14 protein-coding genes are annotated in these 14,688 nt (G+C 65.3%); 11 read left to right on the forward strand and 3 right to left on the reverse strand.

The window, feature by feature from the left end:
* Window positions 1–25: 25 nt before the first annotated feature.
* Window positions 26–2,305: a TonB-dependent siderophore receptor gene (locus JQ573_RS26960; RefSeq protein WP_212315017.1), complete on the reverse strand. Its 2,280-nt coding sequence runs from the start codon at window positions 2,303–2,305 to the stop codon at window positions 26–28.
* 622 nt (window positions 2,306–2,927) lie between these two features.
* Between JQ573_RS26960 and glyA the strand changes: the two genes are divergently transcribed.
* The 9 genes from glyA (at window position 2,928) to JQ573_RS27005 (ending at window position 11,510) form a co-directional block, all read left to right on the forward strand.
* Window positions 2,928–4,229: a serine hydroxymethyltransferase gene (gene glyA, locus JQ573_RS26965; RefSeq protein ID WP_212315014.1), complete on the forward strand. Its 1,302-nt coding sequence runs from the start codon at window positions 2,928–2,930 to the stop codon at window positions 4,227–4,229.
* Window positions 4,230–4,255: 26 nt separating this feature from the next.
* A complete protein-coding gene (gene nrdR / locus JQ573_RS26970; RefSeq protein ID WP_176530931.1) occupies window positions 4,256–4,738 on the forward strand; it encodes a transcriptional regulator NrdR in 483 nt (160 codons plus the stop codon).
* Window positions 4,735–5,895 (forward strand): bifunctional diaminohydroxyphosphoribosylaminopyrimidine deaminase/5-amino-6-(5-phosphoribosylamino)uracil reductase RibD, encoded by a 1,161-nt coding sequence (gene ribD, locus JQ573_RS26975; protein ID WP_212315013.1) that lies wholly within the window; start codon window positions 4,735–4,737, stop codon window positions 5,893–5,895. The genes nrdR and ribD overlap by 4 nt, the downstream gene beginning before the upstream one ends.
* Window positions 5,895–6,503, forward strand: coding sequence for a riboflavin synthase (locus tag JQ573_RS26980; RefSeq protein WP_212315012.1), 609 nt, complete (start codon window positions 5,895–5,897; stop codon window positions 6,501–6,503). Before ribD ends, JQ573_RS26980 begins: the two co-directional genes overlap by 1 nt.
* Window positions 6,504–6,704: 201 nt before the next feature.
* Window positions 6,705–7,196 carry a 6,7-dimethyl-8-ribityllumazine synthase gene (ribH, locus tag JQ573_RS26985; RefSeq protein WP_212315010.1) on the forward strand — a complete coding sequence of 164 codons (492 nt, stop codon included), beginning with the start codon at window positions 6,705–6,707 and terminating at the stop codon, window positions 7,194–7,196.
* Window positions 7,197–7,198: 2 nt separating this feature from the next.
* Complete coding sequence (gene nusB, locus JQ573_RS26990; RefSeq protein ID WP_092114726.1) at window positions 7,199–7,693, forward strand: transcription antitermination factor NusB; 495 nt, start codon at window positions 7,199–7,201, stop codon at window positions 7,691–7,693.
* Window positions 7,694–7,841: 148 nt separating this feature from the next.
* Window positions 7,842–8,843 carry a thiamine-phosphate kinase gene (gene thiL / locus JQ573_RS26995; RefSeq protein WP_212315008.1) on the forward strand — a complete coding sequence of 334 codons (1,002 nt, stop codon included), beginning with the start codon at window positions 7,842–7,844 and terminating at the stop codon, window positions 8,841–8,843.
* A gap of 223 nt (window positions 8,844–9,066) precedes the next feature.
* Window positions 9,067–11,187, forward strand: coding sequence for a sodium-translocating pyrophosphatase (locus JQ573_RS27000; protein WP_212315006.1), 2,121 nt, complete (start codon window positions 9,067–9,069; stop codon window positions 11,185–11,187).
* 167 nt (window positions 11,188–11,354) lie between these two features.
* Window positions 11,355–11,510 carry a hypothetical protein gene (locus JQ573_RS27005; RefSeq protein WP_171947607.1) on the forward strand — a complete coding sequence of 52 codons (156 nt, stop codon included), beginning with the start codon at window positions 11,355–11,357 and terminating at the stop codon, window positions 11,508–11,510.
* 168 nt (window positions 11,511–11,678) lie between these two features.
* Here JQ573_RS27005 and JQ573_RS27010 read toward each other — a convergent pair whose 3' ends face one another.
* The gene (locus tag JQ573_RS27010) at window positions 11,679–12,686 is read right to left on the reverse strand and encodes a tripartite tricarboxylate transporter substrate binding protein (RefSeq protein ID WP_212314997.1); all 1,008 of its coding nucleotides are present in this window, start codon (window positions 12,684–12,686) and stop codon (window positions 11,679–11,681) included.
* Window positions 12,687–12,788: 102 nt separating this feature from the next.
* Window positions 12,789–13,268 carry an outer membrane protein assembly factor BamE gene (locus JQ573_RS27015; protein ID WP_249132392.1) on the reverse strand — a complete coding sequence of 160 codons (480 nt, stop codon included), beginning with the start codon at window positions 13,266–13,268 and terminating at the stop codon, window positions 12,789–12,791.
* A gap of 137 nt (window positions 13,269–13,405) precedes the next feature.
* On the opposite strand from JQ573_RS27015, the gene JQ573_RS27020 reads away from it, so the two are divergent.
* Both JQ573_RS27020 and JQ573_RS27025 read left to right on the forward strand, forming a co-directional pair.
* Complete coding sequence (locus JQ573_RS27020) at window positions 13,406–13,957, forward strand: ubiquinol-cytochrome C chaperone family protein (RefSeq protein ID WP_212314992.1); 552 nt, start codon at window positions 13,406–13,408, stop codon at window positions 13,955–13,957.
* Window positions 13,954–14,541 carry a DUF177 domain-containing protein gene (locus JQ573_RS27025; protein ID WP_212314990.1) on the forward strand — a complete coding sequence of 196 codons (588 nt, stop codon included), beginning with the start codon at window positions 13,954–13,956 and terminating at the stop codon, window positions 14,539–14,541. The genes JQ573_RS27020 and JQ573_RS27025 overlap by 4 nt, the downstream gene beginning before the upstream one ends.
* The last annotated feature ends 147 nt before the right edge of the window (window positions 14,542–14,688 follow it).

The following is a 14,688-nucleotide window of genomic DNA, read 5'->3' on the forward strand; positions in this document are numbered from 1 at the left end:
GTGAACGGAATGTTTCGCGGCGCGCTCACCATTTGTAGGCGAGGCTTGCTGTGATGCGCCGGCGATCGCCGTAATAACAGGAGCTGATCGTTGCGCAGCTCGCGACGTAGATCTTGTCGGTGACGTTCACGACATTGAGCGCCGCGCGCCAGTTGTTGTCCCATTCGTAGTGCAAGGCGAGGTCGCCGAGCAGGACCCCGGGGACGCGCGCGGTGTTCGCGGTGTCGGCAAAGGACGAGCCGACATAGCGGACGCCGCCGCCGAAGCCGAAGCCGTTCAGCGGGCCGTCGCGGAAGGTGTAGTCGGTCCAGACCGAGGCGAGCTGCCGCGGGGTGTTGGTCGGCACGGTACCGATCAGCGCGGGATTGAGGTCCTTGCTGACGAACAGCTCGTAATTGGTGTAGCTCGCCACCAGCTTGAAATCCCGCGTGATGTTCGCGACAGCCTCGAGCTCGACGCCGCGCGAGGTGACCTCGCCATTCTGGGTCTGGAACAGCGTGTTGTTCGGATCTGTGGTCAGCGCGTTCTTCCGCTTGAGATCGAACAGCGCGGCGCCGAACCGCGCGTTGAGGCCGACCGGCTCGTATTTCACGCCGACCTCGGTCTGCTCTGAGGTCTCCGGCAGCAGCAACTGGCCGGCGGCGTTGGTGCCGATGACCGGATTGTAGCCGGTCATGTAGGAGACGTAGGGCGCAACGCCGCTGTCGAAATTGTAGATCGCACCGACCCGGCCGGAGAACTTGCTGTCGTCGCGGCTCTGATCGGCGCCGATCCGGTTGTTGTTGGTGAGGTCGACCCAGTCCTGCCGTCCCGACAGCACGACCGTCAGGCGATCCAGCTTGACCTGGTCCTGCAGGTAGAGCCCGGCCATGCCCTGGGTGAGATAGGCGTTCTGATACAGCGAGCCGCTATACGGCAGGTTGTTGCCGTAGACCGGATTGAACACGTTGAGAGTCGTGCCCATGCCGAAACCCTGCCGATCGTCGATGCCGTAATATTTCAGGTCGACGCCGACCAGCGCGGCGTGTTGCAGCGCGCCGGTTGAGAAGCGATATTCGAGCTGATTGTCGAGGTTGAGCTGCGTGGCGATGCCGCGGGTGTAGAAATTGCCGCGGGTGATGTCGGCCGCCGCCGGCGTCGTGGCGTAGCCGAGCCCGTAGAGCCCGGCGTAATAGACGTCGACATGCGCCATGCGCGCGTTCTGGCGGAAGTCGACGCGGTCAGTCACGCTCTTCTGGAACTGATAGCCGACCATCTCCTGGTCGCGGCGGAACTGATCGACGCTGGGATCGCCGGCGAACAGGCTGGTCGGAATGCGGCCGAACGGCGCGTTGGTGACAGTGCCGACATAGGGGAGGAAGTTCAGCGCACGGGTGTTGCTGTGCGAGGCCATGCCGAACACGGTGAGGCTGGTGTCGGCATCGGGCCGCCAGGTCACCGATGGGGCGAAGAAGAAATTGTTCTCGTAGACGTAGTCAGTCTGGGTGCCGCCACCCTGGGCCTGGCCGACGAGGCGATACTGCACCTGGCCGCCGCCGGGCTGCGCCGCCGCGCCGCCGATGTCGAACTGGGTATAGGCGTCGCCGAAATTGTTGACGCCGGTCTCGATGTAGCGAATGGGCTCGGCCTGCGGCAGCTTGCTCACCGCATTGACGAGGCCGCCCGGCGCCGAGCCGCCATAAAGGATGCCGGACGGACCGCGCAGCACCTCGACGCGCTCGAGATTGAACGGCTGCAGCTTCCAGCTCGCATAGGAGGTGTAGAACAGTTGCAGGCCGTCGAGGAACAGCGACTCGTTTTGCGCGGGGAAGCCGCGGATCATGAACCAGTCGTTGCGAAAATCGGCGCCGTAGGTGCCGCCGATGACCCCCGGTGTGTAGCGCAGCACTTCGTCGAACTTGCTGACGATCTTCTGGTCGCGGATCTGCTCGGCGCTGATCACCGTCACCGATTGCGGCGTCTGGATGATCGGCGTGCTGGTCTTGGTGCCGCTGGCGCTCTGCCGCGCCAGGTAGCCGGTGACCGGGCCGTTGGCGCGCTCGTGTCCGCCGCCTCCGCCCGCGGCCTGCTGCGCCGCCTGTGGCTGCGCGCCCACTGGCGCGACTGTTGCGCGGCGCGAGGCGCTGCGCGCGCGCGTGGTCCGTTGCGATGGCTGCTGCGATCGCGCCGCTTGCCGGTGCTGCGGCGCATCGACCGTCACGGACGGCAATTGCGTCTGCGCGAACACCTCGTCCGCACCAGCAACCGAAAGCACCACCAGAGCCGAAGCAGCAAACCGCTGCGGCCGAATCCATCCGTCCGTCATTCAACGCCCCCAAAGAGAATTGTCTTCGGCGTCGTTATCACGGTGATTTTCGCGAACAGCCCGCGCGCGGTTAGAAGCTATCGAAGCTGTACGCAAAGCTCGTGTGTGTGACTGGGAGACAACGGAGTGCGACGTACAATTGCACGCATCGCGTGAGAGGCTTGAATCGATCCAGTGTTGAATGATTCAAAGATCGAACGATTCAAAAATCGAACGCTTCAAAATCATCTCGTGACTCGACGCATCATGATCGCGCACGTGATGATCGAGAGAAACGGACGTCGCGTGATTGGGTGGGGCGCTCTGGTGAAGCTCGAGGGCGCGGCCCGCCTTGAGGCGTCAGCCTCGGCTGGTCGCGCGATCGGGAAGGGGGCGTCCCGTCCGCCCCCGCGGGCCCCGTTAGCCACGGCCTGCGGGGACCGGAACCGGGCAGCGGGCGGGGCGGCCCCGCCGGCTGGCAATCCCCGGCATCCCCACCATATCTGGCATAATTGACCGCCGGGGACCGCAACGGCTTGGCCATTTTGGGGTGATGTGATAACCCTCTGAAACCAGCTTCGACCGCCACTCGTGACCGTCCGCATCCCACCTAAAGGTTTGCGGCGGTGGAGATATTTCGCCGATGACCTCATCCTCCAAGACCGCTTCCGCGCCCGATTCCTTCTTCACGGCAACCCTTGCCGAGGCCGATCCCGAGATCGCCGCCGCGATCAAGGGCGAGCTCGGCCGGCAGCGCCATGAGATCGAGCTGATCGCCTCCGAGAACATCGTCAGCCGCGCGGTGCTGGAGGCGCAGGGCTCGGTGATGACCAACAAATACGCGGAAGGTTATCCGGGCGCGCGCTACTACGGCGGTTGCGAGTGGGTCGACGTCGCCGAGAACCTGGCGATCGAGCGCGCCAAGAAGCTGTTCGGCGCCGGGTTCGCCAACGTCCAGCCGAACTCCGGCAGCCAGATGAACCAGGCGGTGTTCCTGGCGCTGCTGCAGCCGGGCGACACCTTCATGGGTCTCGACCTCGCCGCCGGCGGCCATCTCACCCACGGCTCGCCGGTCAACATGTCCGGCAAGTGGTTCAAGGCCGCGCACTACACCGTGCGCCGCGAGGATCAGATCATCGACATGGACGAAGTCCAGAAGCAGGCCGAACAGGTCAAGCCGAAGCTGATCATCGCCGGCGGCTCGGCCTATTCGCGCGCGTGGGACTTCAAGCGCTTCCGCGAGATCGCAGACTCGGTCGGTGCGTATCTGCTGGTCGACATGGCGCATTTCGCGGGCCTCGTCGCCGGCGGCGTGCATGCCTCGCCGGTGCCGCACGCCCACGTCACCACCACCACGACGCACAAATCGCTGCGCGGTCCGCGCGGCGGCCTGATCCTCACCAATGACGAGACGCTTGCCAAGAAGCTGAACTCGGCGATCTTCCCCGGCCTGCAGGGCGGCCCGCTGATGCACGTCATCGCCGCCAAGGCGGTGGCGTTCGCCGAAGCGCTGCGGCCGGACTTCAAGGTCTACGCCAAGAACGTGGTCGAGAATGCCAAGGCGTTGGCGGAGACGCTGCGCAGCCACGGCCTCGATATCGTGTCCGGCGGCACCGACAACCATCTGATGCTGGTCGACCTCAGGCCGAAGGGCCTGAAGGGCAACATCTCCGAGAAGGCGCTGGTGCGCGCTGCGATCACCTGCAACAAGAATGGCATCCCGTTCGATCCCGAGAAGCCGTTCGTCACCTCGGGCCTGCGTCTCGGTACGCCGGCTGCGACGACCCGCGGCTTCGGCGTCGCCGAGTTCAAGCAGGTCGGCGGCATGATCGCGGAAGTGCTGAACGCGCTGGCGCAGTCGCCGGACGGCAAGGCGCCGCTGGTCGAGGCCGCGATCAAGGAACGCGTCAAGGCGCTGACCGATCGCTTCCCGATCTACCAGTAGCCGTTCGTTCGTAAAGGTCCCGTCGGATGCGCTGCCCGAGCTGCAACTCTCTCGATACGCAGGTCAAGGACTCGCGTCCGACCGAGGACTCCGCGGTCATCCGCAGGCGGCGCGTCTGCATGGCCTGCAACTTCCGCTTCACGACCTTCGAGCGGGTGCAGCTGCGCGAGCTGACCGTGATCAAGCGCAACGGCCGCCGCGTGCCATTCGACCGCGACAAGCTGGTCCGCTCGCTGCAGATCTCATTGCGCAAGCGCCCGGTGGAGTCGGAGCGGGTGGAGAAGATGGTGTCGACCATCGTCCGCGAGCTCGAAAGCGGCGGCGAGGCGGAGGTCTCCTCGGAGGCGATCGGCGAGATCGTGATGGAGCATCTGCGCCAGCTCGACGACGTCGCCTATGTGCGCTTCGCCTCGGTCTATCGTAATTTCCGCGAGGCCAAGGACTTCGAGGCCGTGCTCGACGAGCTGACCGGCGAAGACGACCCGCGGATCGCGACGTTGCGAAAATGATCTTCCGTATTCTGGAAGAGCAGCTCGGGCAGAAAGCCAAAGAAGCGAAGGAAGCGGCAAAGGCCGCCGATCTGCGCTTCATGCAGCTCGCGCTCGCGCTCGGCCGTCGCGGGCTGGGGCGCACCTGGCCCAATCCGGCGGTCGGCGCCGTCATCGTCAAGGATGGCGTGATTGTCGGCCGCGGCTGGACCCAGCCCGGCGGCCGCCCGCATGCCGAGGTCGAGGCGCTGAGGCGCGCGGGTGAGGCGGCGCGCGGCGCCACGCTCTATGTCACGCTCGAACCCTGCTCGCATTTCGGCCGCTCGCCGCCCTGTGCGGATGCCGTCGTCGCGGCCGGGCTTGCCCGCGTGGTCTCGGCGATCGAGGACCCCAATCCGGATGTCGGTGGCAAGGGGCACGCCAAGCTGCGCGCTGCGGGGATCGCAGTCGATGTCGGGCTGTGCGCGGCCGAGGCTGCGCGCGACCATGCCGGGCATTTCCGCCGGATCACGGACCAGCGCCCGCACGTGATCCTCAAGCTCGCAGTGTCCGCCGACGACAAGATCGCAGCGGGTGGCCACACGCCGGTAGCGATTACCGGCGAGGCTGCGCAGAGGCGCGTGCATCTGTTGCGCGCGCAGAGCGATGCGATCCTGGTCGGCATCGGCACAGTGAAGGCCGACGATCCGCTCCTGACCTGCCGGTTGCCCGGCATGGCGGCGCGTTCGCCGGTGCGGGTGGTGCTGGATCGCGCGCTGCGGATCTCGGGCGACAGCCGCCTGGTGCATTCGGCGCGCGAGACGCCGCTCTGGGTGATGACGTCGGATCTTGCCGAGGCGCCGGCCGCGATGATGCTCGGTGCTGCCGGGGCGGAGGTGATCCGCGTTGCGTCCAGCGCGCAACCGGGGCTCGACCTGCCGGCGGTGTTGCATGCGCTGGCGGAGAAGGGCATCACGCGGCTGATGGTCGAAGGCGGCGCACGCGTGGCAAATTCTTTCGTGGCAGCCGGCCTGGTCGATGAAATCTGGCTGTTGCGCGGGCCTGAACCGATCGGTGCCGATGGCGTTCCCGCGCTGGACGCATTGCCGCTGGCCGCAATCACGCAGTCGCCCGCCTTCCGCCTTCGTGCTAGCGAAACCCTCGATAACGACAGTCTCACGATCTACGAGCGTGCGTAATGTTTACCGGAATTGTCACCGATATCGGTGAGATCACCAGCCTGAAGCCAGTGGCGCAGGGGCAACTGCATCGGATGCGGATTGCCTGCGACTACGACCAGACCACGATCGCCGACGGCGCCTCGATCGCCTGCAACGGCGTCTGCCTCACCGTGGTCGCCTCCGGCACGGCTGACGGCAAGACCTGGTTCGATGTCGACGCCGCGGCCGAGACGCTCGGTATGACCACCGCCAGGCACTGGGCGCAGGGCGGCCGGCTCAACCTCGAGCGCGCGCTCAAGATCGGCGACGAACTCGGCGGTCACATCGTGGCCGGGCATGCCGACGGGATCGCGACCATCGTCAAGCGTGACGATCTGCCCGACATGGCGCGCTTCGAACTGCGAACCAGCCGCGAACTGGCGCGTTTCATCGCCGCCAAGGGATCGATCACGCTGGACGGCGTCTCGCTGACGGTGAATACGGTCGACGACGTCACCTTTTCGGTGCTGATCATCCCGCACACGCTGTCCGTCACGACCCTGAGCGGCTGGAAGGCCGGCAGCGAGGTCAATATCGAGGTCGATCTGATGGCCCGCTATGCGGCGCGGCTATCGGAGATGAAATGACGGCGTAGCCGTCATTTCGGGCCGATGCGCCAGCATCGAACCCGGAATCTCGAGATTCCGGGTCTGGTCCTACGGACCATCCCGGAATGACCGTGTTTGAAGCATTCCTGCTTGGCTTCAGTCGTTGCGGCGACTACAAACTCGCGACACGTTGACATCCAACGTTTTCGGAAAATGTCAACAAAATGAATGGATATCTAAATGGCTGACGAGCGGCGCGCACCCCTGAAGGACCAGACCGACATAGCAGGCGCACGCGTGCTGATCGTCGAGGCCCGGTTTTATGACGACATCCAGGATGCGCTGCTGGAAGGCGCGCTCGCCGAGCTGAAGACGGCGGGCGCCAGCCATGACGTGATCACGGTGCCGGGCGCGCTGGAGATTCCGGCCGCGATCGCGATCGCGATCGATGCTGCGGCGGCAAACGGCAAACCCTATGACGCGGCGATCGCGCTCGGCTGCGTGGTGCGCGGCGACACCATCCATTTCGAGATCGTCTCGCAGGAATCCTCGCGCGGATTGATGGATCTGGCCGTGAGCCGGAAATTCCCGCTCGGCAACGGCATCCTCACCGTCAACACCGAGGCGCAGGCCTGGGCGCGGGCGCGCGCCAGCGAGTTGAATAAGGGCGGCGACGCCGCGCGCGCGGCGATCGCGATGCTGCGGATCAAACGCCGTCTGGCAAAGGCCTGACCATGGCTGACAACAAGAAGCCCGCGAAAGCCCCCGACAGGAAAGCCAACCGGCGCGGCGCGGCACGGCTCGCGGCCGTGCAGGCGCTGTACCAGATGGACATTGGCGGCGCGGGTATCAACGACATCTTTGCCGAGTTCGAGAGCCACTGGCTCGGCAACGAGGTCGAGGGCGAGAAATACCTGCCGGCGGAAGCGGCGTTCTTCCGCGATGTCGTCTCCGGCGTGGTGCGCGACCAGGCCAAGCTCGATCCGCTGATCGACGAGGCGCTGTCGAAGGGCTGGCCGCTGAAGCGGATCGATGCAATTTTGCGCGCGGTGCTACGGGCAGGGTCCTACGAGCTCGAGCATCGCCGGGATGTGCCGGGCCGCGTGGTGGTTTCCGAATATGTCGACGTCGCGCACGCCTTTGTCGAGAAGGACGAGACCGGCATGGTCAACGCCGTGCTCGACCAGATCGCACGCCAGTTCCGCGGCGACGAGTTTGTGCGGGGTTAAGCTCTAGACGACGGCTCTTGCCGTAGCCGTCATCCTGAGGTGCCGTAGCGAAGCGGAGGCCTCGAAGGGTGGCGGCGTAGCTCGGTGGCGGAGCCGGGCCGTGCATCCTTCGAGGCTCGCTCCGCTCGCACCTCAGGATGACGGGTTGATGACCGAAGCAAGCAAACCGATTTCCGGCGAAGACTCCCTGATCGCGCGCTATTTCAGGCCGCTTGCGACCGACCCCGGTGCGTTCGGGCTCGACGACGACGCGGCCGCGCTGCGGGCGGCCGGCGAGGACATCGTGGTCACCACGGATGCCATCGTCGAGGGCGTGCATTTCCTTGCCGATGATCCGCCCGACACGCTGGCGCGCAAGGCGCTGCGGGTGAACCTGTCCGACATCGCGGCCAAGGGCGCGGTGCCGGCCGGCTTCGTGCTGACGCTGGCGCTGCGCCACGCCGAGGAGGCCTGGCTCAAGCCGTTTGCCCGGGCGCTCGGCGAGGACGCCGCCCATTTCGGCTGCCCGCTGCTCGGCGGCGACACGGTCTCGACACCAGGGCCGCTGATGATCTCGATCACCGCGTTCGGCCGGCTGCCTCAGGGCAAGATGGTGCACCGCGCGGGGGCAAAGGCCGGCGACCGCGTGTTTGTGACCGGCGCGATCGGGGATGCCGCGCTCGGCCTCGATGTGCTCCGGGGCGGTCCCGTCGCGGCGGCACTGGCCGACGATGCCGCCGGCCGGGATTTTCTTGCCGCCCGCTACCGTGTTCCGCAGCCGCGCAACGCCCTTGCCAAGGCCGTCCGCAGCTACGCCAGCGCGGCGATGGACGTGTCCGACGGTCTCGCCGGCGATCTGGCCAAGCTTTGCGCAGCCAGCGGCGTGACGGCCGTGATCAACGTGCCGAGCATCCCATTGTCGCCTGCGGCAGCGGGGCTGCTCGCGCGCAAGGCGATCGGTATCGAGACCCTGGTCGCCGGCGGCGATGACTATGAGCTCTTGTGCGCGGTGCCGGGCGATCGCGCGGACGCCTTTGTGCGCGAGGCACGGCTGGCCAAGGTCGCTGTCACCGCCATCGGTGGCCTCATTGCAGGCCAGTCACCGCCAAGCTTTCTCGACAGACAGGGCAGGGAACTGGCGCTGAAGCGGCTGTCCTACAGCCATTTCTAGAACGTCCGGCCGAAACGCGCCGACTTTCCTTCTAAATTGCTGCCGATATCGGCGTTTTCGGCCGTAGGTGGCGTTGCACAGCGGTAACGATTTTGGCAAGGTCGCGCCCGATTTGAGGCAATCCGTTTTTGGGGAGGATTGTCCTCGCAAAATAAGCGCCTGCCGCCCCCTAGCGGCACAAAGAAGGCGCGGGGGTTACATCAAGGATCTGAGGCAAAATTCAATGACAGCTTTATGGTTGATTGTGCTCTGCGGGGCGCTTTCCATCGTCTACGCGATCTGGGCGACGCAGTCGGTCTTGAACGCGGATGCGGGCAATGCCCGCATGCAGGAAATCGCGGGCGCGGTGCGCGAGGGCGCACAAGCCTATCTGCGGCGGCAATACACCACGATCGGCATGGTCGGTATCGTGATCTTCGTGGTGCTGGCCTACTTCCTTGGCCTTCTGGTGGCGATCGGCTTTGCGATCGGCGCCATCCTGTCGGGGGCGGCCGGCTTCATCGGCATGAACGTCTCGGTGCGCGCCAACGTCCGCACCGCGCAGGCGGCGACCACTTCGCTTGCCGGCGGCCTCGAACTCGCCTTCAAGGCGGGTGCGATCACCGGCATGCTGGTGGCCGGTCTCGCGCTGCTCGGCGTCACCATCTACTTCATGGTGCTGGTCAAGTTCATGGGGCTGGAAGCCGGTAGCCGCACCGTGGTCGACGCCATGGTGGCGCTCGGCTTCGGCGCCTCGCTGATCTCGATCTTTGCCCGTCTCGGCGGCGGCATCTTCACCAAGGGTGCAGACGTCGGCGGCGACCTCGTCGGCAAGGTCGAGGCCGGCATCCCTGAGGACGATCCGCGCAACCCGGCCACCATCGCCGACAATGTCGGCGACAATGTCGGCGACTGCGCCGGCATGGCGGCGGACCTGTTCGAGACCTATGCGGTGACCGCGGTCGCCACCATGGTGCTCGCGGCGATCTTCTTCGCCAAGACGCCGATCCTGGTGAACATGATGACGCTGCCGCTCGCGATCGGCGGCATCTGCATCATCACCTCGATCATCGGCACCTTCTTCGTCAAGCTCGGCGCCAGCCAGTCGATCATGGGTGCCCTGTACAAGGGCCTGATCGCCACCGGCATCCTGTCGCTGGTCGGTGTTGCGGCCGTGATCAACTGGCTGATCGGCTTCGGCAAGCTCGATGGCGTCGACTACACCGGCATGGCGCTGTTCGAATGCGGCGTGGTCGGTCTCGTCGTCACCGGCCTGATCATCTGGATCACCGAGTACTACACCGGCACCGACTATCGTCCGGTGAAGTCGATTGCGGCCGCGTCCGTCACCGGTCACGGCACCAACGTGATCCAGGGCCTCGCGATCTCGATGGAGGCGACCGCGCTGCCTGCGCTCGTCATCATCGCCGGTATCCTGGTCACCTACAGCCTGGCCGGCCTGTTCGGCATCGCGATCGCGACCGCCACCATGCTGGCGCTGGCCGGCATGATCGTCGCGCTCGACGCCTTCGGCCCGGTCACCGACAACGCCGGCGGCATCGCCGAGATGGCGGGTCTGCCCAAGGAGGTGCGCAAGTCGACCGACGCGCTCGACGCGGTCGGCAACACCACCAAGGCGGTGACCAAGGGCTACGCGATCGGCTCCGCCGGTCTCGGTGCGCTGGTGCTGTTTGCGGCCTATAATGAGGACCTCAAATTCTTCATCGCAGACTCCGCCAACCACCTCTACTTCAAGGGGGTCCATCCCGACTTCTCGCTCAACAACCCCTACGTCGTGGTCGGCCTGCTGTTCGGCGGCCTGCTGCCGTATCTGTTCGGCGCGATGGGCATGACGGCGGTGGGACGTGCCGCCAGCGCAATCGTTGAAGAGGTGCGCCGTCAGTTCCGCGAGAAGCCCGGCATCATGCAGGGCACCGACAAGCCGGACTACGGCAAGGCGGTCGACCTGCTGACCAAGGCGGCGATCAAGGAGATGATCATCCCGTCGCTGCTGCCGGTTCTGTCGCCGATCTTCGTCTACTTCGTGATCTATGCGATCGCGGGCGGCGGCGCGGCCGGCAAGTCGGCGGCGTTCTCCGCGGTCGGCGCCATGCTGCTCGGCGTCATCGTCACCGGCCTGTTCGTCGCGATCTCGATGACCTCGGGCGGCGGCGCATGGGACAACGCCAAGAAGTACATCGAGGACGGCCACTACGGCGGCAAGGGCTCCGACGCCCACAAGTCCGCGGTGACCGGCGACACCGTCGGCGATCCCTACAAGGATACGGCGGGCCCGGCGGTCAACCCGATGATCAAGATCACCAACATCGTGGCGCTGCTGCTGCTGGCGATTTTGGCGCACTAAGTTCCTGGCGCACTGAGCGGCGCGAAACGAACGAATGCAAAACCCCGCGGTGCAAGCCGCGGGGTTTTTGTTTTGCATGGACTTGGTTCGGTGTACTGCCGAATTGATCGGCTTTCCGCCAACGAGATCCGCCGAGAACCAGACGCGAACAAAACGGAGATCAATCGATGTCGCTCTCATCCGCACGGAACTATGCGCTCCGCGCCTCCAAGTCGCAGGATCAGAAGGAGGCCATCGAGCTGTTGTCGCAGGCGATCCTGGAACTGGCGATGTCGATGGAAGCAACCGACGCCAAGATCAAGAAGATCAACAAGTCATCGTAACACTAGCCGCACCGTGCTCCGGAGTGACAGAATTGTAGGGTGGATTAGCGAAGCGTAATCCACCAATAAGGTCTAACCGCTGCGGCGGATTACGCCTTCCGCCTTCGCTCGTTGAGCCACGGCGGACGTGGTCGGCTAATCCGCCCTACGGCGCTGTGACAGCGGCGGTTACTTGACCTCCATCTGCAAGCCTTCCTTCTCGATGATGCCGGCGAACTTCGTGGTCTCCGCGCTGACGAAATCGGAGAATTGCTGCGGCGTGCCGTAGTCGGCGCGCGCGCCCATGCCGGCAATGTTCTTCTTGACGTCGTCGCGCTCCAGCATCGCCTTGATCTGACGGTTCAGCTCGTCGACCACGGGCGCCGGCGCCGTCTTCGGCAGGAACACGCCGAACCAGGAGGCGACGTCGAACTTGGCAAGCTCCGGCGCACCCTCGCGCATCACAGGCAGATTGGGCGCGGACTCGCTGCGCTCGGCCGTGGTGACGCAGAGCCCGTTGAGCTTGCCGTCCTGCACCTGCGGCAGCGACGGATAGAGATTGTCGAACAGGATCTGGATGTCGCCGGCGAGCCCGGCCTGCAGCGCTGGGCCGGCGCCGCGGAACGGCACATGCGTCATCTTCAGCCCGGTGAGTTGCAGGAACCAGGCGCCGGTGAGGTGAGGGCTCTGCCCGGTGCCGGACGAGCCGTAGGTTAGCTTGTCGGGGTTCTTCTTGAGGTACGCGATCAATTCGGGGATCGATTTGATGCCGGTCGATGGATGCGCCGAGACGATGTTCGGGATCCGGATCATGTTGGAGACCGCCTGTAGCTGGTCGGCCTTGTAGGTCAGGTTCCGGAAGATGCTGAAGGCGATCGCATTGGGGCCGGGATTGCCGATCAGGATGGTGTGGCCGTCGCCCTTGCTGCGCGCGACCTCCGCGGTGCCGATGGTGCCGCCGGCGCCTGAGCGATTCTCGACGACGACCGACTGGCCCCAGAGCGGCTGCAAATGCGCCGCCAGCAGCCGCCCCATCACGTCGGTCGAGCCGCCGGCCGCCGCAGGCACGATGATCCGGACCGTCTCGGACGGCCGCCAGTCGCCGGCACCGAGACTGGCACGCGGCAGGATCGCCGCCGCCGACAATGCGGCCGCACCCGACAATACCGTACGACGGGAAAATCTCTTGGCTCTCACGCGCGCTTACCCCCTGCTCAAACTCTCTTGATTTTGAGCAAGCCTAGGGGACCGCTTGCCCGTCGGGCAAGCGCGGCAACTTGGCGCAGTCTAGCTTGCGCTCTAGTTGAAGCTCAGCAGCTTGAAGAGCGGTGTCAGGTAGGACATTTCCTGGCCCGACGTCGGCGTGGTCCGGCTGACGAAGTCGAAGATCTTGCCGTCCTTCAGGCCGTAATTGGCGAGCCGGCGCACCTGGCGGTTCTTGTCGAAATAGACGGCGATGACGCGCTGGTCGACCACGCGCTGGTTCATGAAGGCGACCGGGCGCGAGGTCCGCTGCGAGATGTAGTAAAACACCTCGCCGTCGAGGGTTGCGACCGTCGAGGGCGTGCCGAGCACGATCAGCACCTGATCCTGGCTCGCGCCGATCGGAATCTGCTCGAGCGCTCCGTCGGGCAGGATGTAGCCCTTCTGGAATTGCTCGCCGGCGCAGCCGCCGAGCGCGGCAGCGCAGAACAGACCAACGACCGCGAAGGCGCGGAAGCGCGTGAAGAACCCGCGCGCGGAAGCCGTGCGAGACTGTCTTGGAAGAGTGTGGTTCATCGGCGGAACTGATCCGTCCCCTTGCATCGGCCGGAGCATTGACGTACCGGGCAGCTCAATGGATTGCAATCATGCCGAGCTCCAATGGGCGAACCCTCAACAGGCGTCCTTTGGGGGGCCGGCAGCCGGAACCCGCTATGCTTTGGCCGTTCAATCACTTCAGAAGACCCCGGGTGCCCGCGCGCAGCACCATTGAGATCATCTATGGCATGATCGTGACGCAGGCGCGAGAACCGTTGTTTTACCGTGACTTGGGCGTTCCGGACACGGTTAATGGCCGTTTTGACCTGCTTCTGATGCATATGTGGCTGGTACTGCGGCGATTGAAATCCGCGGAAGGCGGCGTCGGGCTGTCGCAGGCCCTGTTCGATCATTTCTGCATCGACATGGACGACAATCTCAGGGAAATGGGCGTCGGCGACCTCACGGTGCCGAAGCGGATGCAGGCGTTCGGCGAGGCCTTCTACGGCCGCACCGCGGCCTATGATCTGGCGCTGACCGACAGCGACGAGGCCTTGGCCCAGTCGCTATGCAAGAACATCTTCAATGGTCAGAACATCGACAAGGCCCGCGAACTGGTCGTCTATGCCAGAGAAGCGATGGCAGTGCTGGCGCGCGCGGACCTCGCGGCCCTGACCAAGGGGGCATGGCGCTTCCCGGCGCCGCAGGCTGCGAGGACCACGGCATGAGCGGCGGCAGCACAGGGCGGCCCAATGCCGCGCGGGACCCTTGGCGCGTTCTCGTCAGCGTCGCGCAGATCCCGGATACCGGGCTGCATCGCGAGATCGTGGCCGACGAGGCGACGCGCAAGGCGATCGCCGAGGTCGGCGAGTTGCGCGAGGTCGTCTCCGCGCGGGCGGCGTTCGATCTGCAGCCCAAGCGCGACGGCAGCTGCCACGTCACCGGCCGGGTTTGGGCCAGGGTCGGGCAGACCTGCGTGGTGACGCTCGATCCGATCGAGAACGAGATCGACGAGCCGATCGACGTGTTGTTCGCGCCGCCCGAGCAGATCCCCGAGATGGCCGACCTCGTCGACGACGCCGAGCAGGGCGATGAGGAGACGCCGGATCCGCCGGAGCCGATCGTCGGCGGCTTCATCGACATCGGGCGGCTCGCCACCGATGCGCTGTTTCTCGGCGTAGACCCCTATCCGCGCAAGGCGGATGCGGTCTTTGAACAAGAGGTTGAAGCGCCTGATCCGGAAAATCATCCCTTCGCCGCGCTCAAGGCGCTGAAGGAAAAGGCTGAGGGCAAGAAGCCCAAGGGAAGTTGAGCGAAGTTGGGGGGAGTTGAGGGAAGCAGACGGAACTTGAGGGCAGCCAGCTCCAACATTTGAGGGGATGGCTTGCCTGCAGGCCTGCGCGAGGGGGATTTCCAGTTACTTCAAGTATGCGTCATAATGGTTTGAAATGTCATGTAT

Origin of the sequence: Bradyrhizobium sp. AUGA SZCCT0105, assembly GCF_018129565.1 — a bacterium.
Classification (GTDB): domain Bacteria; phylum Pseudomonadota; class Alphaproteobacteria; order Rhizobiales; family Xanthobacteraceae; genus Bradyrhizobium.